Raw genomic sequence first — 16,844 nt, 5'->3', positions numbered from 1 at the left:
GTGAAGACTAAGTTTCACTTTAGTCAAAGTAGAACAGTGTCACCACTTTTCTTTGTTCTTCTGCGTCTCCACAAGTTTGTAGCAAGGTGCGACTGTCATGAAAAGCAAAGCAGATCAGTTGTTGACAACGGGAGACAATCTCCTTGTTGCACAAATAACTAGCCTCGGCTAAAGACAGATTATCATGACTAGGATTTTCGACTAGATGCATGACCTGCTCTAGTTGCTGGCGTGATTCAGATGGCTGACGTTCCAAGCTTTGCGGTAGGATTACCGTCAATAAATTCGGGTCAGCCCGTGTTGCTCCCCGGATGGCAGCTGAATTAGTACCTGTAGCACCAGAAGTGATGACACGATTGCCCGATAAAACTAGGGCATAAGTCATCATTTCAATCAAATTTTGATGAGTAATTGGCACATGACGAGAACCCAACAAGGCAATTCGTTTAGAACCTGTTTGCTGGATTGTCGCCAGTTCTTGCGCTAATGTATCAAGGTTAATAAGGTCTGTTGACTGGCTCAAAGATGGAGGTGATCAGATTAAACAACCCAGATATTCTATCAAACAGCGTGTAGCTAAGAAGCCAACTAGAGTTACAGATTTCTATGTTTTCTTTATTGTTTTGTTAAGTAACAAAGATTTGAGCGGTCAATAATTAGGTAAATGATCAGTATTTACCAAAAAAATGACAGTGATTTAGTTGCTCATCAATAACTCAAAGGTAGGATTTACGCTAGTGATTAACTAGTAATTTGGGTAGAAAACTGTAAATAGTCAGACTAAGATAAAGCCGCAGCTGGGTTTAATCCTAGTTGAGACAACAAACGGTTAATGTCAAAATGTTCGGACATTAATTGGCTAATACACTCTACTTTTAGAGGTTCGTGGACACGAACTTGACCAAAAGTACGGTCAACAATTTCTACTGTGGTTAAGGTATCTAGGTCAACAGACAAAATCGGGATTTCTAATTCTTCCGCACGATTAAGGATAAAGGCGGGAGGTGGTAATTGTCCGGTGAGGATTAGGCATTGAGTAGAAGTTTCTAAAGCTGCTTGCTGAATTTCCACGCGATCGCCTCCTGTGACTACTGCTTTATTTCGGCGTTTGCGGAAATATTTAACAGCCGCATTGACATTCATCGCCCCAATTGCCAGACTTTCTACCAATAAATCTAGGCGATCGCTGCGACAGAGAACTTCAGCCTTTAACTGTTTTACCAGTTCTCCCACGCTGACGCTACGGAGCAAGTCGCTTTTAGGCAACATTGCCAGTACAGGAATCCCCTGCTGTTCCAAAAATGGACGTAAGAGATTGTTAGCAGTTTCTAATTGTTCGGCGGGAACTTCATTGATCACAACACCAACTAATCGCTCGCCTATCTGTTGCTTGGCAAACAACAGCGCATCCACAGAAAGGAGCGATTTATAACGATGTACTAATAGCACATCTCCATCTAATACTTCAGCAACTTGCAGCAAAGACAAGCCAAACAAATTACCTTCTCGTAAATCACCAGGACTCTCTAACAGCATCAAATCACCTCGTGGTATTTGTAAATAATGCTGTCTTAGTAACTGCTGATAATTAGTTTTGTCTTCACCAAGTAACCGTTTTTGGACACTAACCTCATCTAAAGCTAATAAAGTCGGTGCAACACGGTTTTCTGGCAGTTTCAGGCTATTAGTAATGAAATGGACATCTTCTTCAACTACGGTTCCATCGGCGGTATGTAAACAAGTACCTAGTGGTTTGCCGTAGGCTATATCCAGTCCTTTTTGCTTTAGCTGATGAGACAAACCTAGAACAGTTGCGGATTTACCACTGTAAGTTTCTACTGATCCAATCAGCAAATATTTAACAGATGTTGGCACGCCATGCACTCCTAATTTCAAAAGTCTGTTGAACCCAGCTAGGTGTTTTCTAATTTTAGCTGAAGCAGCAGAAATCGCTTATTTGGGGACTGGGGAGTAGGGATTGGGAACTGGGGACTGGTAACAGGTAAAGAATTTTCTCCCCATCTCCCCATCTCCCCACCTGCCTCCTGATTCAATCTTCTATACGCAGTAGTTTGCGGTAAAAACCTGTAGAAAAATCAGTAATTTTTTGGCGCTTGTGGTTTTCCATGAGTTCAATTAAGAAATTAATAAAATCAAAACTGGCCATCATTACTTCATAGCTTAATTCAGCATTGCCATCAAACTGGATGCGACAGCGGGTGAGGTCTGAGGGTAGGGTAGCAACATTCCAGGTAGCTGTAAAAGGAATATTATCACTGCCTTCTATTTTGCGATGCCCCTCCACAAAACCTTTTTGATAAAGACTAATGGCATAGGGCAAAAAATTCCGTTTGCTTTGTTGGATATAAGGTAGATAGACAATAGCGTGTTGCTGACTCACCGGCTGAAGTTGGTCGATAGACATCTTTAAAAATTCCTTAACTTAGCTAAATTTAGAGGATCTTGAGTTGACATCAATATTATTCCCATAACTAGGTGTCTTCACACATACTGAGAAAAATATTGGTAGTTTTAATTTTCCTGTATCTAGATCATGTAAAAATTCAGCAGTCTTCTTGAATCAGTGGGGATAAAGCCCATTGCTAAACCTCTAATTGTGGGCTTTCTGCTGCAAAAACTGTAAACTTTAAACAAATAAACAAATACTGATTTTTCAATCAAATTAACTATGCCAGCGAATTCCTGGCCGGAAAACGACTCTTACAACGGAACCTCTGACCCGCTGAATTCCTTGCTGTCTGACCTATCGGCAGCAGAGGAGTTAGTGGAAGAGGTAAATGCTGTGTCTTTACCTTCATCTCGATTTCAACGGCGTAGACCCAAAGCCGCCCTAGTCCTGACTATAGTCTGGAGTGGGACGATCGCTTTACATTTAGTGTCCTGGGGTTCTATTTTCATTCTCGGACTGACGACTATCTTGGGTATTCATGCTTTCAGGATTATTTTTGCTAGACCCCGCCATCACCATAAAGAAATACAGGGAGATTTGCCTTGTGTATCTGTGTTAGTGGCTGCAAAAAATGAGGAAGCTGTAATTGGCAGATTAGTTAAGAATCTTTGTAGTCTGGAATATGCTAATGGTGAATATGAGGTCTGGATTATTGATGATCATAGTACGGACAAAACACCGGAGTTATTAGCACAACTCCAACAGCAATACAAGCAACTCAAGGTTTTCCACCGTGCTGCTGATGCTACTGGTGGTAAGTCAGGGGCTTTGAATCAGGTGTTACCGATGACTAAGGGTGACATCATTGCTGTATTTGATGCGGATGCCCAAGTTGACCCAGATTTACTATTACAGGTAGTGCCTGTGTTCCAAAAAGAACAGGTAGGGGCGATACAGGTGCGAAAAGCGATCGCCAACGCTAAGGAGAATTTTTGGACTAAGGGACAAATGGCGGAAATGGCTGTTGATACTTGGTTTCAACAACAACGGACTGCTATTGGTGGACTGGGTGAATTGCGGGGAAATGGTCAATTTGTCCGTCGTCAAGCTTTGGATAGCTGCGGTGGTTGGAATGAGGAAACTATCACCGATGATTTAGATTTGACAATTCGCTTAAATCTGGATAAATGGGATATTGAATGTATGTTCTATCCCCCAGTGCAGGAAGAAGGAGTAACAAATGCGATCGCTCTTTGGCATCAACGCAACCGTTGGGCTGAAGGTGGTTATCAGCGTTATTTAGATTACTGGGATCTGATCCTCAAAAACCGCATGGGGACGCGTAAAACCGTGGATTTACTGATTTTTCTGCTGATTATGTATATTTTACCGACAGCAGCAGTACCCGATTTATTAATGTCAATAATTCGCCATCGTCCACCCATATTAGCCCCCATAACTGGGTTATCGGTAACGATGTCTTTTGTAGGGATGTTTGCTGGGTTACAGCGCACACGCCAAGATCAAAAAACATCTAACTATTTTGTGTTACTTCTGCAAACCATTCGCGGCAGTATTTATATGTTGCATTGGTTGGTAGTGATGAGTAGCACTATTACTAGGATGTCGGTTCGTCCCAAAAGGCTGAAGTGGGTAAAAACTGTACATACTGGGGCTGAACATTAAGAAAAAGAAGATAAACCACAAATAAGAAATTAAATTTCTTGAAAATTCTGTAGAGATGTTAAATACAACTTCTCTACAATTTTGTGGGAATTGGTAATTGGTAAGCTGTTGTGTTTATCTGTTAATATAACTTGTGAATTTATCCAGAACAACCCAATTTTTTATACAATTAAAACAGCAATAAAATTAATTATTAAATTAACAAATATTTCTTGAAAATTGTATGACACGACAACCCCATGACCAACTAGCTAAAGAATATCTAGAGGAATTATTAGCACCTCTAGGAGAGGTCAAAACGAGTAAAGATGTAAAAAGCGAAGTTCAGGAAATTGATGTTTGGTTTGTTCCGACAACAACATCTGTAAATTCTGAATTAGGATTATTAGGAAAAATGGCGGTTACAAGCTGTCTTTTTGAACCTTACCGCAATGCACCTAATGAGGTAGAAATTAGAAGTTGTTTGTTAAAATTGTATAGTGTTCAGGGAGAATTATTACGACAAGCAAAAAGAGAAAAACGTTCTATTTCTGAAGAAGAATTACCCTTCCTCTGGATTTTAACACCAACTTGTTCTGAAAAAATCCTTGAAGGGTTTGGAGCGACAGCAAAGGAGGGATGGGAAAAAGGAGTGTATTTTCTCCCAAAATACCAGAAAGCGGCTATTGTTGCTATTAACCAGTTACCCATGACAGAGGATACACTATGGTTAAGGGTATTAGGAAAAGGCAGAACTCAAACAGCAGCTATCAGCGAAGTAGTAGAACGGTCAAAAGAGAATGATAAATGGGAAGGACTACTGGCAATTTTCGCATCTTGGCGGAAAAATTTAGAATTAAATAGTAATGTCAACGATGAAGAAGTAAGGGAGTTAATTATGAGTTTATCACCAGCGTATCTTCAACAATGTGAAGAATGGAAACAAGAGGGAATAGAAGAAGGAAGACAACAAGGAAGACAAGAAGGACGACAAGAAGGACAACAAGACGGACAGCGTTTGATGGTAGAGAGTTTGTTAGCAGTGCGTTTTGGTAATTTAGATGAGGAGTTATCTGCTATTGTGACTCCAATTATGGAACTTTCTTTGACGGAAAGAACGCAGTTGTTACTTAATTTATCTAATCTTTCCCGTGAGGAATTATTAGCTAGGTTTAAAGTTGATTAGATGTTCTGGAAGAAAGAGGCGTTTTCATCAACGTCTCTTTAAATAAGATTAATTTTTTATCCTCATCTATATTTAAACATCAACAAAATGATAAATTGATTAGAAATAATGGACAATCATTAAATTCATGAAAATTTATGACTCGTTTTATTCATGATCAATTTGCCAAACAATATCTTACAGAACTATTAACACCCTATGGTCAAGTAGACACCAGTAAAGATATTACTTCAGAGGTGAGACAAGTTGATCTACTATTTACTGCCACATCACCATCTTCAGATAGAATAGAATCTCTAGGACTGTTAGGAAGAATGGCTATTTATGCAAAGTATGCTATATTTGAACCATTCCGCAATCCTGTTAGTAAAAGTGAAATTCGCAGTTGTATGGGTAAATTATTTGATATCCATGCAGACTTAGAAAGGCAAGGAAAACGCAATAATACGCGAATCAATGAAGAGGAATTACCCTATTTATGGATATTGACTCCAACAGCATCAGAAGACATCCTAGAAAGTTTTAGTGGCACTCTCAATGATCAAAATTGGGGTCAAGGGATTTATTCTCTCAGAACAGGATTAAAAACAGCTATTATTGTCATTCATCAACTACCCATTACACCTGAAACACTGTTTTTGAGAGTATTGGGTAGGGGAAAAGTACAAAGACAAGCTGTGGAAGAATTAGAAGCACTAGCTAATAATCATCCATTTTTGGAGGATGTTATAAAATTAGTACATGACCTAATTGCTTTGTTATCTGCACGTCAAGAAAAAGAAAAGGATATTGATCAAGATGATCAGGAGTTAATTATGAAATTATCAGAAATGTATCAAAAACAATTAGAAGAAATTAAACAACAAGTAGAGTTGCGAGGAATTGATAGAGGTATCCAAACTGAACGTCGTGCGATGGTTGAAAGTATCCTACAGGTACGTTTTGGAGAGATTGATTCAGATTTAGCTAGGATTATTGATCAAGTAATTGCTATTTCTAGGGAAGAATTTACTCCGATGTTGTTAAATTTATCTCGTGAGGAATTGTTGGCTAGGTTTAAAGTTGATTAAAAATATCAAAAAATAAAAGAGGCGTTTTAGTCAACGTCTCTCTTAATCTTGTTCTTCATCATCTTGTTGTAAAATACGACTATTCAATAACTAATTAATAGAAGGTTGATGTAAATTTAAACTTTTAATAAAGCGAAAATCTTTCACATTCAAAGTATATAAATCAATCTGATGTACTAATGCGGTTGCAGCAATTAAAGCATCAGGAATACTTAATTTATGACTAAGTGAATAATTTTCCATTAATGTAATAAACTGAGTAGATATCATGACATCAAGGGGGAGAATATGGAGTAATTTTAAATGGTTTTTAATTTTTTTCAACTCCACATTATTGATAGCACCATAATATAATTCAGCTTGAGTAATAGAACTAATGGCTAATTGATTGATACCCAGAAAACTTAGTTCAGAGATGACTTGAGAATTGTTTTTATAAAATTCTATGAGAATATTTGTATCACATAAAATCATTTATTTTCTGTTCTCCATGCTTGTTGACGAATGGATTCAGTGGTAATATTTCTAGTTTCCCAGATTCCAGCTAAGGCAAAAAAATCTTGTTGATTATCAGCTATATTTGTGTTATCTTCTACGACTTCTACAGAATTGACAAAATCTAAAGCCGAAATAATTTTTAATAGCATTTCGGCTTTTTCTTTATCCGCCACTTGAATGATTAATTGTTGCATATTCTTGTAGTTGTTTAAATATATTGTTTATAAATTATACCACTATTTTTATTTTATAGATAGAAAGAACCTTAACCATTTGCCATTTGTTGCACTCGTTTGATAATTCCCCTCACTGTCTCAGCATCGGGAGATTGAATACGCTGCAATATCTCCAACGACTGATGTAAATAGTTCAATGCAGTGACAAAATCTCCTTGTTGTTTTGCAATATGCCCTAACCACCATAATGTCATCGCTTTACCTTGGACATTGCCAATGCTTTCATTGATTTGTAAAGACTGTTGGTAGAGGGCGATCGCCTCCTCTATTTTTCCCGTTTTGGCGTAGATATCAGCTAATTGGTGCAAAGTCGCGGCTTGACCTTGGACATTGCCAATGCTTTCTTTGATTTGTAAAGACTGCTGGTAGAGGGCGATCGCTTCCTCTATTTTTCCCGTTTTGGCGTAGATACCAGCTAAACCGTGCAAAGTCGCAGCTTTACCTCGGACAGTGCCAATGCTTTCAGTGATTTCTAAAGACTGCTGGTAGAGGGCGATCGCTTTCTCTATTTTTCCCTTGTCATCGTAGATAAAAGCTAAATCGTGCAAAGTCGCGGCTATACCTTGGACATCCCCAATGCTTTCAAATATTTTTAAAGACTGCTGATAAAGGGCAATTGCATCATCAATTTTTCCCTTGTTTACGTAGATACTCGCTAAATGGTACAATGTTGCGGCTATACCTTGGACATCCCCAATGCTTTCAAATATTTTTAAAGACTGCTGATAAAGGGCAATTGCATCATCAATTTTTCCTATTTCGGTGTAGATACGTCCTAATTCGCAGAATGTTGCGCCTGTAGCTTGGAGATTGCCAATGCTTTTTTGGAGTTGCAAAGACTGGTGGTAGAGGGTAATGGCATCCTCTATTTCTCCCGTATTGGCACAAATACCAGCTAGGTTGTGAATAATAGCAGCTTTTGCTTTTTCGTTTGCTGCTGGACAGATTTCTAGTGCTTTTTGATAATGTTGCTTTGCTTGTTCAATTTCTCCCAGTTGTTCTTCAGACCGTGCTAGTTGATGCAAAATATGATAGTCTTCAACAATATTTAAAGTCTCTTTGCAAAGATGTAAAGCTTCACGAAATCGGCTTTTTGCCTTCAAATTACTTGCCAAAATCGCTCCAACTTTTGAGGCAATTTCCCCTTTTTTCCCCAACAACGCTAACCGATGAATTTCTAATACTTCTTCTTCTGTTCTGGTTTCCCCTTGTTCCCACCACAGACGATACAACACCTCAGCCGCTTGTTGATGCAGGGTTTCTATATGAGTGGATAACGTTAACGGCAAAATTCGCGGTACTCGCAACGACTCATCAGGACTAACTTCCAACAATCCCAACGCCACCGCCCGATTGATATAATCTGCCAAATTGGGGATATTTTCACAAACTGCGGTTAATGCTTCCCTGGGGACTGGTAACTCAAATACCAAACCCTGTGACAACATTTCCCCCATCGTTTCATCCATTTGTTGCAGCAAAGCGCCCGCTAAAACCTGTTCTCGCAACTCCACCGCATCAACTTCTAAACGATTGAGAATTGCCACCACATCAACACTCTGATCCCCCATCTTGTCCCCCCTCCTCGCTTGCGGGGAGGGGGCTAGGGGGTGGGGTTCTTGCAAAATCTTATTCAACCATTCCAACAACCGGGGATTACCATCAGCTAACCTCTGCGCCTGAGATTTCAACGCCTCATCTACCTGAGATTTTGCCCCAAAAGCCACAAGACGACTACACTTTTTTCTTAAATCTGCCCCCCTCATTCCCTCCAATGGCTGTTTATAGAAATACCGCAATTGGCTAAATTCAAATTCATAACGACAGGTGAGAATTAACCGATGGTTGGTGTAGGTTTCCCGAATTGCCCAAACCAAAGCTGTTAAAACCTCTGCGGCTATTGGTTGCAAACGACCTAACCCCCCTAACCCCCCTTCCCTGCGAGGGAATGGGGGAACTAGACTCCCCTCTCCTCGCAGGAGAGGGGCTGGGGGAGAGGTCAATTCTAAATTCACCTCAAAATCATCCAACACCAACAAAAACGGCTTTTCCCCAGCGTCCCACAACTGCTGAAATACCCGCTTTAACCTAAATCTCAACTCCTCATCAGGATTTTGTAGCCGTTTCCGTTGTTCGTTATCATCCAACTTTTTCACTAACTCACTAACTAAACTCGGTTCATCAATTCTCCCTACCAAGACAACACGCTGAAAAATCGGCAGTCGATCGCAAAGTCTAGCTGCTAAACTACTTTTACCTAAACCACCCATGCCATAAATTAATACCCCTATTTCTTCAGTTGATTGTGTCAGCGTCCTTAAACAACTTTGCAACTGACGACGACGACCGACAAAACTCTCACGGGTAGGGACTTTCACCTTATCCGCAGGATCTAAAAATTCCGTACTCACAGACAGCGGTGGCGCTGGTTTCCTTCCCGGAGTCCGCAATGGTGTTACCAATTCCCCTGGTAAACTCTCCGCTGCATATAATCGCAATAAATGCCAATCTTGCGCCTTGTTTTTGATTAAAGTTTGATAGGTACTGGCAACTGCTTCGGTGATTTCCTTTCCTGCTGCTAATTCTTTATATAATGTCGCTGCTGCTTCTGTCGCATCAGTTTCTAAAACTTTTTGTCCCCATCCTAAAACGGCTTTCGCACCAGCATTTAGCAATTCTTCCGCCATTGAAGGGACAGAACCATAATTAGCGCCATTACTACCAGCTTGTCCAGTGCGACAACCAGAAAGGAAAATCAATTTAGGTAATCGGAATTGTAGTGCTTGTTTGAAATCTTCTGCACTGGCATAATAAGCTGTACCGGTTTCGGTTTCGGTAATAAATTGGGGTTGTCCGTTAGTAATTGTGGCATGACCGGTAATATGGAAAATATCAAAATAATCTTTTCCGTAATCTGCGACTAAATAACTCAATTCTGATAAACAACCGCTTTCTTCTACTGTCAAAGCTAAAGGTTGTCTTCCCGTAGCTTCTAAAATTCGCGCTTCTTCTGCTTCAAAATCTAATACAGGTTCTACTCCTTGGGGGGAAGTAGCCATAAATAAAACTTGCAAAGCGCGGTTTTCTGGGTTTTTCTCTACAGACAATGTTTTCACAGAGTCCGATGATACCCACCGTACAGGAATAATTGACTGTTGCACCAGAAAGGTTTTATCATCGTGCAGAACTTCCCAAGGTAAATGGGCGAGTTTTTCAGCCGTTGCAATGGCTAAAATGATTCCTTGACGCTGATATTGATTGATGAGTTTTTGTAACCATCTGTCACTGCCATCTAACCAGTTATATAGCCGTAACCCTGTTTCTGCATAATTTTTAGCAACTGAGGAAAAGTAATAATCCGTTTCTGCTAACTCGATTAAATCAGTGATTTCGCTCAGGGAGAGTGTACGTTTTTCGTATTTGTTGTAATTATCAGTAAAGTAGCGTAACTCTACGTAATTACCTGCAATAGCTTTCAGGTCAAGGTGGAGAGTCTGCACGATGTTATAATTCTCAGAATTTAAAGATAAACGAACCGCAGAGGCGCAGAGAACACAGAGAAATGAGGTTTTGAGAGATATTTCTGTTTAAGATTCTAAAATTTGACGAATTTGCTCAATTGTGGCATTTTCTAACAGCAGCCGTCTACCGTTGCGGCCGACAATCAGGACTTTGGCAATTTTTTTACCAGATTGTTTTTGTTTATACTCTTGATACCATTTGCGAATTTGTTCTGCAATAGCGATTGTCCCACCAACAAGACCAACTATAGTAGCAACTGTGGTAATTACTGGCTCTTTTTTCACGTCTTCCGAATCTACGGTATAGTTACCAGTTATACCTTCTATTGCCAAAAGCTCCTCTGTAGCTTGGATGGCATCTTCACCTTCAATCGCAAATTTAATTTCCGTCATAACTTCATCTACAATTGATCTATTAATAGTTGTTGATAACAAAACCAAAATCATAATAACACTTATTTGCTAATCACTATCCAGCGATAAATATACCCACTACCATCTCACCCAAAAATGCAAATTACCCAAAGTCTCCACACTGCCATCCTCGTCACCGACTTAGAACGCTCAGAACACTTTTATGGCACAATATTAGGACTATCAAAAATTGACCGCACCCTCAAATATCCCGGTGCATGGTATCAACTCGGTAATTATCAAATACACTTAATAGTATCCTCATCCGTCCCCAACGAAAACCAAAACGAAAAATGGGGACGTAACCCCCACATTGCATTTTCTGTTGTGGACTTAGAAGCAGCAAAAGCAGAATTACAAAATCAAAATTACCCATTTCAAGAAAGTGCTTCCGGTCGTCCTGCTATCTTCACAAAAGACCCAGATGGCAATATTATTGAACTAAGTCAACAATAATAGTCGTAGGGGCGAAGCATTCGGAAAATAGACTTGGACAAAAATTGATAATTTATCGCCCGAATGCTTCGCCCGTACAGGAGTCAGGAATCAGAATATTTGCTGTCATTAGGAATATGTAGGACTTACGCAAATTTTCTCTCAAACTCTTCTTCCTCTGCGTCCTCTGCGTCCTCTGCGGTTCGTTTTTCCGTTCTTGAATTATCTGTAATTCTCAAAAGATATCTAATTCTACATTTCCCAACAGCACCCCATTAGGTACAATAATCATCTATTTGCAAAACTGTAATCCAAAATAAACAGGGGAACTATGGCGCGTCTGGCATTGCTGAGTGTATCTAACAAAACTGGTATAATTGACCTAGCCCGCAGCTTGGTTGAAGAATTTGGCTTTGATATCATCAGCAGTGGGGGAACAGCCAAAACCCTGAAAGATGCGGGAATTCCTGTAACAAAGGTTTCTGATTATACAGGTTCACCAGAAATATTAGGCGGACGGGTAAAAACTCTCCATCCTCGCATTCATGGCGGTATCTTAGCACGGCGCGACTTTGAGCAAGATATCGCAGATTTGGAAAATAACCAAATTCGTCCTATTGATCTCGTCGTCGTTAACCTTTATCCTTTTGAGGAAACCATTGCTAAACCCGGTGTCACCTTAGCAGACGCAGTAGAACAAATTGATATTGGTGGACCTGCGATGTTACGGGCTTCATCAAAAAACTTTGCCCATCTGACTGTATTATGCAATCCTGATCAATATGATGAGTATTTGCAAGAATTACGTCAAAATGGGTCAGCTTCTTTGGAGTTTCGCCAAAAATGCGCTTTAAAAGGATTTCTGCACACCGCAAGTTATGATAACGCCATTGCAGCTTATTTAGCTGGTGTAGAAACTGAAGGTTTACCAGAAACTTACACGGTTTCCGGTACACAAATTCAATCTTTGCGTTATGGAGAAAACCCCCATCAACCCGCAGCTTGGTATCAAACGGGAACTAAACCTACAGGTTGGGCAGCAGCAACTAAACTGCAAGGTAAGGAACTCAGCTATAATAATTTGGTAGATTTGGAAGCTGCACGCCGCATCATTGCTGAATTTACGGAAAGTCCGGCAGCGACAATTATTAAACATACTAACCCCTGTGGAACTGCGGAAGCGGAAACCATTTTCGATGCTTATCAAAAAGCTTTCAATGCTGATTCTACTTCGGCTTTCGGTGGTATTGTGGCTTTAAACCAGGCTATTGATGCAGCCACAGCCACGGAATTAACGAAGACATTTTTAGAATGCGTGGTTGCACCGGGTTGTGATGAGGAAGCCCAAGCAATTTTAACCAAGAAAGGTAATGTCAGAGTTCTGATTTTACCAGATTTGTTGACTGGACCTAAAGAAACTGTCAGAGCGATTGCTGGTGGTTTCTTAGTGCAAACTGCTGATGATATGGTTGCAGATGTAAATAAATGGCAAGTTGTCACCGAACGTCAACCCACACCAGCCGAATTAGCTGAGTTGTTGTTTGCTTGGAAAGTTTGTAAACACGTTAAATCTAATGCTATTGTCATCAGCAAAGATAGGACGACTTTAGGTGTCGGTGCTGGACAAATGAACCGGGTAGGTTCGGCTAAAATTGCCCTGGAACAAGCCGGAGAAAAAACTCAAGGTGCATTTCTCGCTAGTGACGGGTTCTTCCCCTTTGATGATACCGTCAGAACCGCAGCCGCAGCGGGAATTACTGCTATTGTCCAACCAGGGGGAAGTCTGCGAGATAAAGACTCTATCAAAGCTGCTGATGAACTGGGTTTATTGATGGTTGTAACTGGTGTGCGGCACTTCTTACATTAAACCATTAAACCAGATCCCCGACTTCTTAGAGAAGTCGGGGATCTAAAATAACTCAATTCTAGAATTGTTACGTTAATTACTTGCCATTTTCTAACTTGAGTGATATGGTTGTTTTGTGTGAGGAGCAATGTTGAATATAAGAAGCGTTTGGGGTGGAAACACGGTAACACTCCCAGGCGCTTTTTATTTTGGCTTTCAATGATATATTAAATTTACTAATATCAAATTTACAGTAAAAGACTTGCTATTTAATTGAACCAGTGATATAGTCTATTTGTGTGTGAGGAGCAAAGTTCAAAAAGCGTTTGGGGTGGAAACACGGTAACACTCCCGAACGCTTTTTGCACGAGATGAAATATAAAAACCCATATTTATTAACTTACCTTTAGGGGTGAAAGTCCCCTGCTTCCACAAGCAGCGGGTTTTGCGTCGGGGTAAAATGCCCGTTGCAAAACGTAATTCTAAATTCTAAATTCTAAATTCTTCATTCTTTTAATATTGTGCTTTTGCTAAGATTTCTTTCCACTCAGTTTCAGAAAGTGGTTGTATTTCTACCTGCATATTAAAACTATCACAAGCCGCAATAATTAAAGCCTCTATTACTGTTTCTCGATGGATATTTTGCGGAAGTTGAACTGGGGTAAAAGCATCTTTCCCAAAGACTTCCCGAAATAAATCTGCATCTGGTTGTAAAATTATAGAACCATGTTGTAAAATTGCCTTTCCCCGTCGCAGTTGGGCGCTACCAATTAATTTACTACCATCTGGTAAAATTAAATCTGCACCTGTGGCAGTTCCAAAACAGTTAGGGTTGTGGATATAACCCCGGCCAGCTTGACCATAATTTAACTCTACACCGAGCGATCGCCAGCCTTGAATCAAAAACTCACAAATCTTTGCATATACCTGAATACGACTTCCCACAATTCCAGAAGTAATTACAGCATAAGTTAAATCTCCTTGATGTAAAACCGCCCTTCCACCACTAGGACGACGTACCAAATCAAGTTTATCACCATGCCAAGTTAAATTTGCCCAATATTCGGGGTATTGTTTTTGATGATAACCCAGAGAAATGGCGGGTGGCGACCAAGTATAAAACCGCAAAGTGGGAGGATGCTTTCCTGACTCGTGCTGTTCCAGCAACCATCTATCAACTGCCATTTGGACATTACCAGCAGCTGCTAAACAAGGAATTAGTCGCCAAACCTTCTCATTATACATCGACCGAATTTAAATGTGCCTTTTCCATAACCTTGTAGAGACGTTCCATGGAACGTCTCTACATTATTTTTCGCAGATACCTGTGGTACATCCCATGCAGCAGACTTCCAGCTAAAATCCAAAATCCAAAATCTAAAATTGCCTATGCTGCACCAAATTCCTCTACTAAAGCTTCATCATTATCATCAGCGATGGTGGCAACAATGGTAATTATACGGGAAACTTCCCCTGGTGACAATTCGGCTAAAGTGCGTGAAGAAATGACAACAACCTGATTTTCAATAATGCCAAAACGGGCTTCAAAGGTACTTGTGCAGTTCAACTCTAACAGATAGCGCATTAATCTGGGTTCATCTTTGGCGGGTAAATTTAGCACAGCCGACCAAACTGTGATAGTATCTTCATCAGTAGAACCAGTGAGTTGTACAAATACTTCTACACTGCCATATTGAAACTTCCACAGATAAGCACCCCCTGGTGTATGCCTAACCATCGCGCTGTTATTCTGTTCTAACGTACCGATAACGTTCTCAATTACTTCTATATGGTTTAAACCTGTTGTTTCGGCAATAATTTCATCAACTAATTCATTAGGAGTTAGGGTTTCTGGGTAGCTTGTCATACAGACTTATTCCTTGATAGATTTACTACTTTAATCTATAACTACTTTATCGTTTGTAGGCAAAATTGGCTTGAGTCAGAAGTTCAGCGAACAGGGAACAGGAAACAAGAAATAAACGTTTATTTAGCGATCGCCAAAATCACATATCATTTCTATATTATATCTTTGAATATACCTAAATATTAACATATTATGCAGCAAATAATACCTGAATCTCTTTCTTCTAATTCTCCAGTTTTACAAACGAGTGTCAGAAAATTGGGAATTAACCCAAATCACTGGTATGTAGTTGCACGGAGTGAAGAAGTTAAAAATAAGCCTTTAGCTGTAACAATTTGGCAACAAGCGATCGCACTTTATCGAGATCATACCGGAAAAGTTCACGCCTTGGAAGATCGCTGTCCCCACCGTCAAGTTAAACTTAGTCACGGGCAAGTCATAAACAATGAATTAGAATGTGCTTATCATGGTTGGCGGTTTGATAGTGAAGGTAAATGTGCAGAAGTTCCCTATTTAGCAGCAAATCAAAAATTACCAACTTGTAAAATTCGCCATTATCCCGTTAAAGAACAAGATGGTTTTATTTGGTTATTCCCTGGAGATAAAGAACCATCTGTAGAACCATTGGGTGTACCAGAATGGGAACATTTAAATTATATTGCCACAGTTTCCGTGATTCATACTCAAGCCCATTATTCCTATTTAATTGAAAACTTGATGGATATGTATCATGGACATTTACATCAAGATTTGCAAGCTTGGGCTGAAGCCTCACTACAAAATATTGACGAAGATGAAAATAGTGTTCATGCCCATTATACAGCCCAAAGTTATTATAAAATAGATAAAATTTGGTCAATCTCCCAATTATTTTTTCCAGCTTTGCGTCGCTTGCATCCCGAACCTTTAGATGTCAGTTATGTGTATCCTCATTGGGTATCTACTTTGGGTAAAGATTTCAAAATTTATTGTTTATTGTGTCCAGTGAATGAAACAGAAACAAAAGCCTATCTAATTCATTTTACCTCACTTAATGCCTTTTGGCGATTACACAAATTACCTGTATGGTTTCGCCGTTTTATCAAAGATAGTTTATTTGGTGCAGCACGGAAATTACTTGATGGTTTGGTAGTGCAAGATGTGAAAATGATAGAAGAAGAACAACAGGCTTATTTACATAATTCACAAATACGGAATTATGAGTTAAATCGAGCTTTGGTGAGTGTGCAGAAGTTGATGAAAATTCAAGTTGAGGGCAGCAACGCCAACGATTTCTATAGCTGAATACTTACACAAAAACATACAATCAAAACTTGAATTTTCATGTTTAAGTTTGAATCAAACATTACTACGTTTGAGTGAACCATCCGCATATAGTTCTAGTGGTACTAATTCAGTTTTGCCATTAACTTTGACTTGGGAGTAAACTACTTTAAGCAAAGGGGCGTGATTTTCGTTGTAACGTAAAGACATAACATATCCTCTTTTGTCTGTTGCAAATTCTTCTTGTTTTTAACGGTAGTTAAGCATATAATGTAAAAATGTCTTTTGTGAATACTTCTTTTTTGGTGAGTTGTTTTTTCTTTTCCTCTATTAAAATAATAACAAAAAAAAGCTTAAATTATGGCAAAATAACCTTAAATATAATGAAGATTTGAACAAATAACTCAAATGTAGTTTAAGTGTATATAGGGAT

At 39.5% G+C, this 16,844-nt stretch carries 16 protein-coding genes; 6 read left to right on the top strand and 10 right to left on the bottom strand.

Going from position 1 to position 16,844, the window contains the following annotated elements:
- Window positions 1-19: 19 nt before the first annotated feature.
- The 3 genes from VB694_RS07805 to ebsA form a co-directional block, all read right to left on the bottom strand.
- On the bottom strand, window positions 20-523 hold the full coding sequence (locus tag VB694_RS07805; RefSeq protein WP_323359741.1) for a DNA recombination-mediator protein A: 504 nt from the start codon (window positions 521-523) through the stop codon (window positions 20-22).
- A gap of 257 nt (window positions 524-780) precedes the next feature.
- Window positions 781-1,875 (bottom strand): phosphotransacetylase family protein, encoded by a 1,095-nt coding sequence (locus VB694_RS07800; RefSeq protein WP_323359740.1) that lies wholly within the window; start codon window positions 1,873-1,875, stop codon window positions 781-783.
- A gap of 175 nt (window positions 1,876-2,050) precedes the next feature.
- The gene (gene ebsA, locus VB694_RS07795; RefSeq protein WP_323359739.1) at window positions 2,051-2,425 is read right to left on the bottom strand and encodes a type IV pilus biogenesis protein EbsA; all 375 of its coding nucleotides are present in this window, start codon (window positions 2,423-2,425) and stop codon (window positions 2,051-2,053) included.
- A gap of 264 nt (window positions 2,426-2,689) precedes the next feature.
- Between ebsA and VB694_RS07790 the strand changes: the two genes are divergently transcribed.
- From VB694_RS07790 to VB694_RS07780, 3 genes are all read left to right on the top strand, one after another.
- Window positions 2,690-4,096 carry a glycosyltransferase family 2 protein gene (locus VB694_RS07790; RefSeq protein WP_323359738.1) on the top strand — a complete coding sequence of 469 codons (1,407 nt, stop codon included), beginning with the start codon at window positions 2,690-2,692 and terminating at the stop codon, window positions 4,094-4,096.
- Window positions 4,097-4,319: 223 nt separating this feature from the next.
- Entirely contained in the window at window positions 4,320-5,261 is a 942-nt protein-coding gene (locus VB694_RS07785) for a Yae1 family protein (protein WP_323359737.1), read from the top strand.
- A gap of 137 nt (window positions 5,262-5,398) precedes the next feature.
- Window positions 5,399-6,331 (top strand): hypothetical protein, encoded by a 933-nt coding sequence (locus tag VB694_RS07780; protein WP_323359736.1) that lies wholly within the window; start codon window positions 5,399-5,401, stop codon window positions 6,329-6,331.
- Between the two features lie 90 nt (window positions 6,332-6,421).
- On the opposite strand, the gene VB694_RS07775 is transcribed toward VB694_RS07780, so the two are convergent.
- The 4 genes from VB694_RS07775 to VB694_RS07760 all read right to left on the bottom strand — a co-directional run bounded on the left by VB694_RS07775 (window position 6,422) and on the right by VB694_RS07760 (window position 10,979).
- Window positions 6,422-6,805, bottom strand: coding sequence for a type II toxin-antitoxin system VapC family toxin (locus tag VB694_RS07775; RefSeq protein WP_323359735.1), 384 nt, complete (start codon window positions 6,803-6,805; stop codon window positions 6,422-6,424).
- A complete protein-coding gene (locus VB694_RS07770; protein ID WP_323359734.1) occupies window positions 6,802-7,023 on the bottom strand; it encodes a hypothetical protein in 222 nt (73 codons plus the stop codon). Before VB694_RS07770 ends, VB694_RS07775 begins: the two co-directional genes overlap by 4 nt.
- Window positions 7,024-7,094: 71 nt before the next feature.
- Window positions 7,095-10,565 carry a tetratricopeptide repeat protein gene (locus VB694_RS07765; RefSeq protein WP_323359733.1) on the bottom strand — a complete coding sequence of 1,157 codons (3,471 nt, stop codon included), beginning with the start codon at window positions 10,563-10,565 and terminating at the stop codon, window positions 7,095-7,097.
- A gap of 87 nt (window positions 10,566-10,652) precedes the next feature.
- Window positions 10,653-10,979: a hypothetical protein gene (locus VB694_RS07760; protein ID WP_323359772.1), complete on the bottom strand. Its 327-nt coding sequence runs from the start codon at window positions 10,977-10,979 to the stop codon at window positions 10,653-10,655.
- A 117-nt stretch (window positions 10,980-11,096) separates the two neighbouring features.
- On the opposite strand from VB694_RS07760, the gene VB694_RS07755 reads away from it, so the two are divergent.
- Together VB694_RS07755 and purH are read left to right on the top strand one after the other, a co-directional pair.
- A complete protein-coding gene (locus VB694_RS07755; protein WP_323359732.1) occupies window positions 11,097-11,456 on the top strand; it encodes a VOC family protein in 360 nt (119 codons plus the stop codon).
- 310 nt (window positions 11,457-11,766) lie between these two features.
- Window positions 11,767-13,302 carry a bifunctional phosphoribosylaminoimidazolecarboxamide formyltransferase/IMP cyclohydrolase gene (gene purH / locus VB694_RS07750; RefSeq protein ID WP_323359731.1) on the top strand — a complete coding sequence of 512 codons (1,536 nt, stop codon included), beginning with the start codon at window positions 11,767-11,769 and terminating at the stop codon, window positions 13,300-13,302.
- 492 nt (window positions 13,303-13,794) lie between these two features.
- Here the strand turns inward: purH and VB694_RS07745 are convergent, their stop codons facing one another.
- Window positions 13,795-14,526 (bottom strand): biotin/lipoate A/B protein ligase family protein, encoded by a 732-nt coding sequence (locus VB694_RS07745; protein ID WP_323359730.1) that lies wholly within the window; start codon window positions 14,524-14,526, stop codon window positions 13,795-13,797.
- A 142-nt stretch (window positions 14,527-14,668) separates the two neighbouring features.
- On the bottom strand, window positions 14,669-15,148 hold the full coding sequence (locus VB694_RS07740) for a YbjN domain-containing protein (protein WP_323359729.1): 480 nt from the start codon (window positions 15,146-15,148) through the stop codon (window positions 14,669-14,671).
- 192 nt (window positions 15,149-15,340) lie between these two features.
- Between VB694_RS07740 and VB694_RS07735 the strand changes: the two genes are divergently transcribed.
- Window positions 15,341-16,432 (top strand): aromatic ring-hydroxylating dioxygenase subunit alpha, encoded by a 1,092-nt coding sequence (locus VB694_RS07735; protein ID WP_323359728.1) that lies wholly within the window; start codon window positions 15,341-15,343, stop codon window positions 16,430-16,432.
- Between the two features lie 54 nt (window positions 16,433-16,486).
- Here VB694_RS07735 and VB694_RS07730 read toward each other — a convergent pair whose 3' ends face one another.
- The gene (locus VB694_RS07730) at window positions 16,487-16,621 is read right to left on the bottom strand and encodes a hypothetical protein (RefSeq protein ID WP_323359727.1); all 135 of its coding nucleotides are present in this window, start codon (window positions 16,619-16,621) and stop codon (window positions 16,487-16,489) included.
- Window positions 16,622-16,844: the final 223 nt, after the last annotated feature.

This window comes from Anabaena sp. UHCC 0451 (assembly GCF_034931405.1).
Lineage (GTDB): Bacteria > Cyanobacteriota > Cyanobacteriia > Cyanobacteriales > Nostocaceae > RDYJ01.
This window is presented reverse-complemented; position numbering and strand designations above follow the sequence as displayed.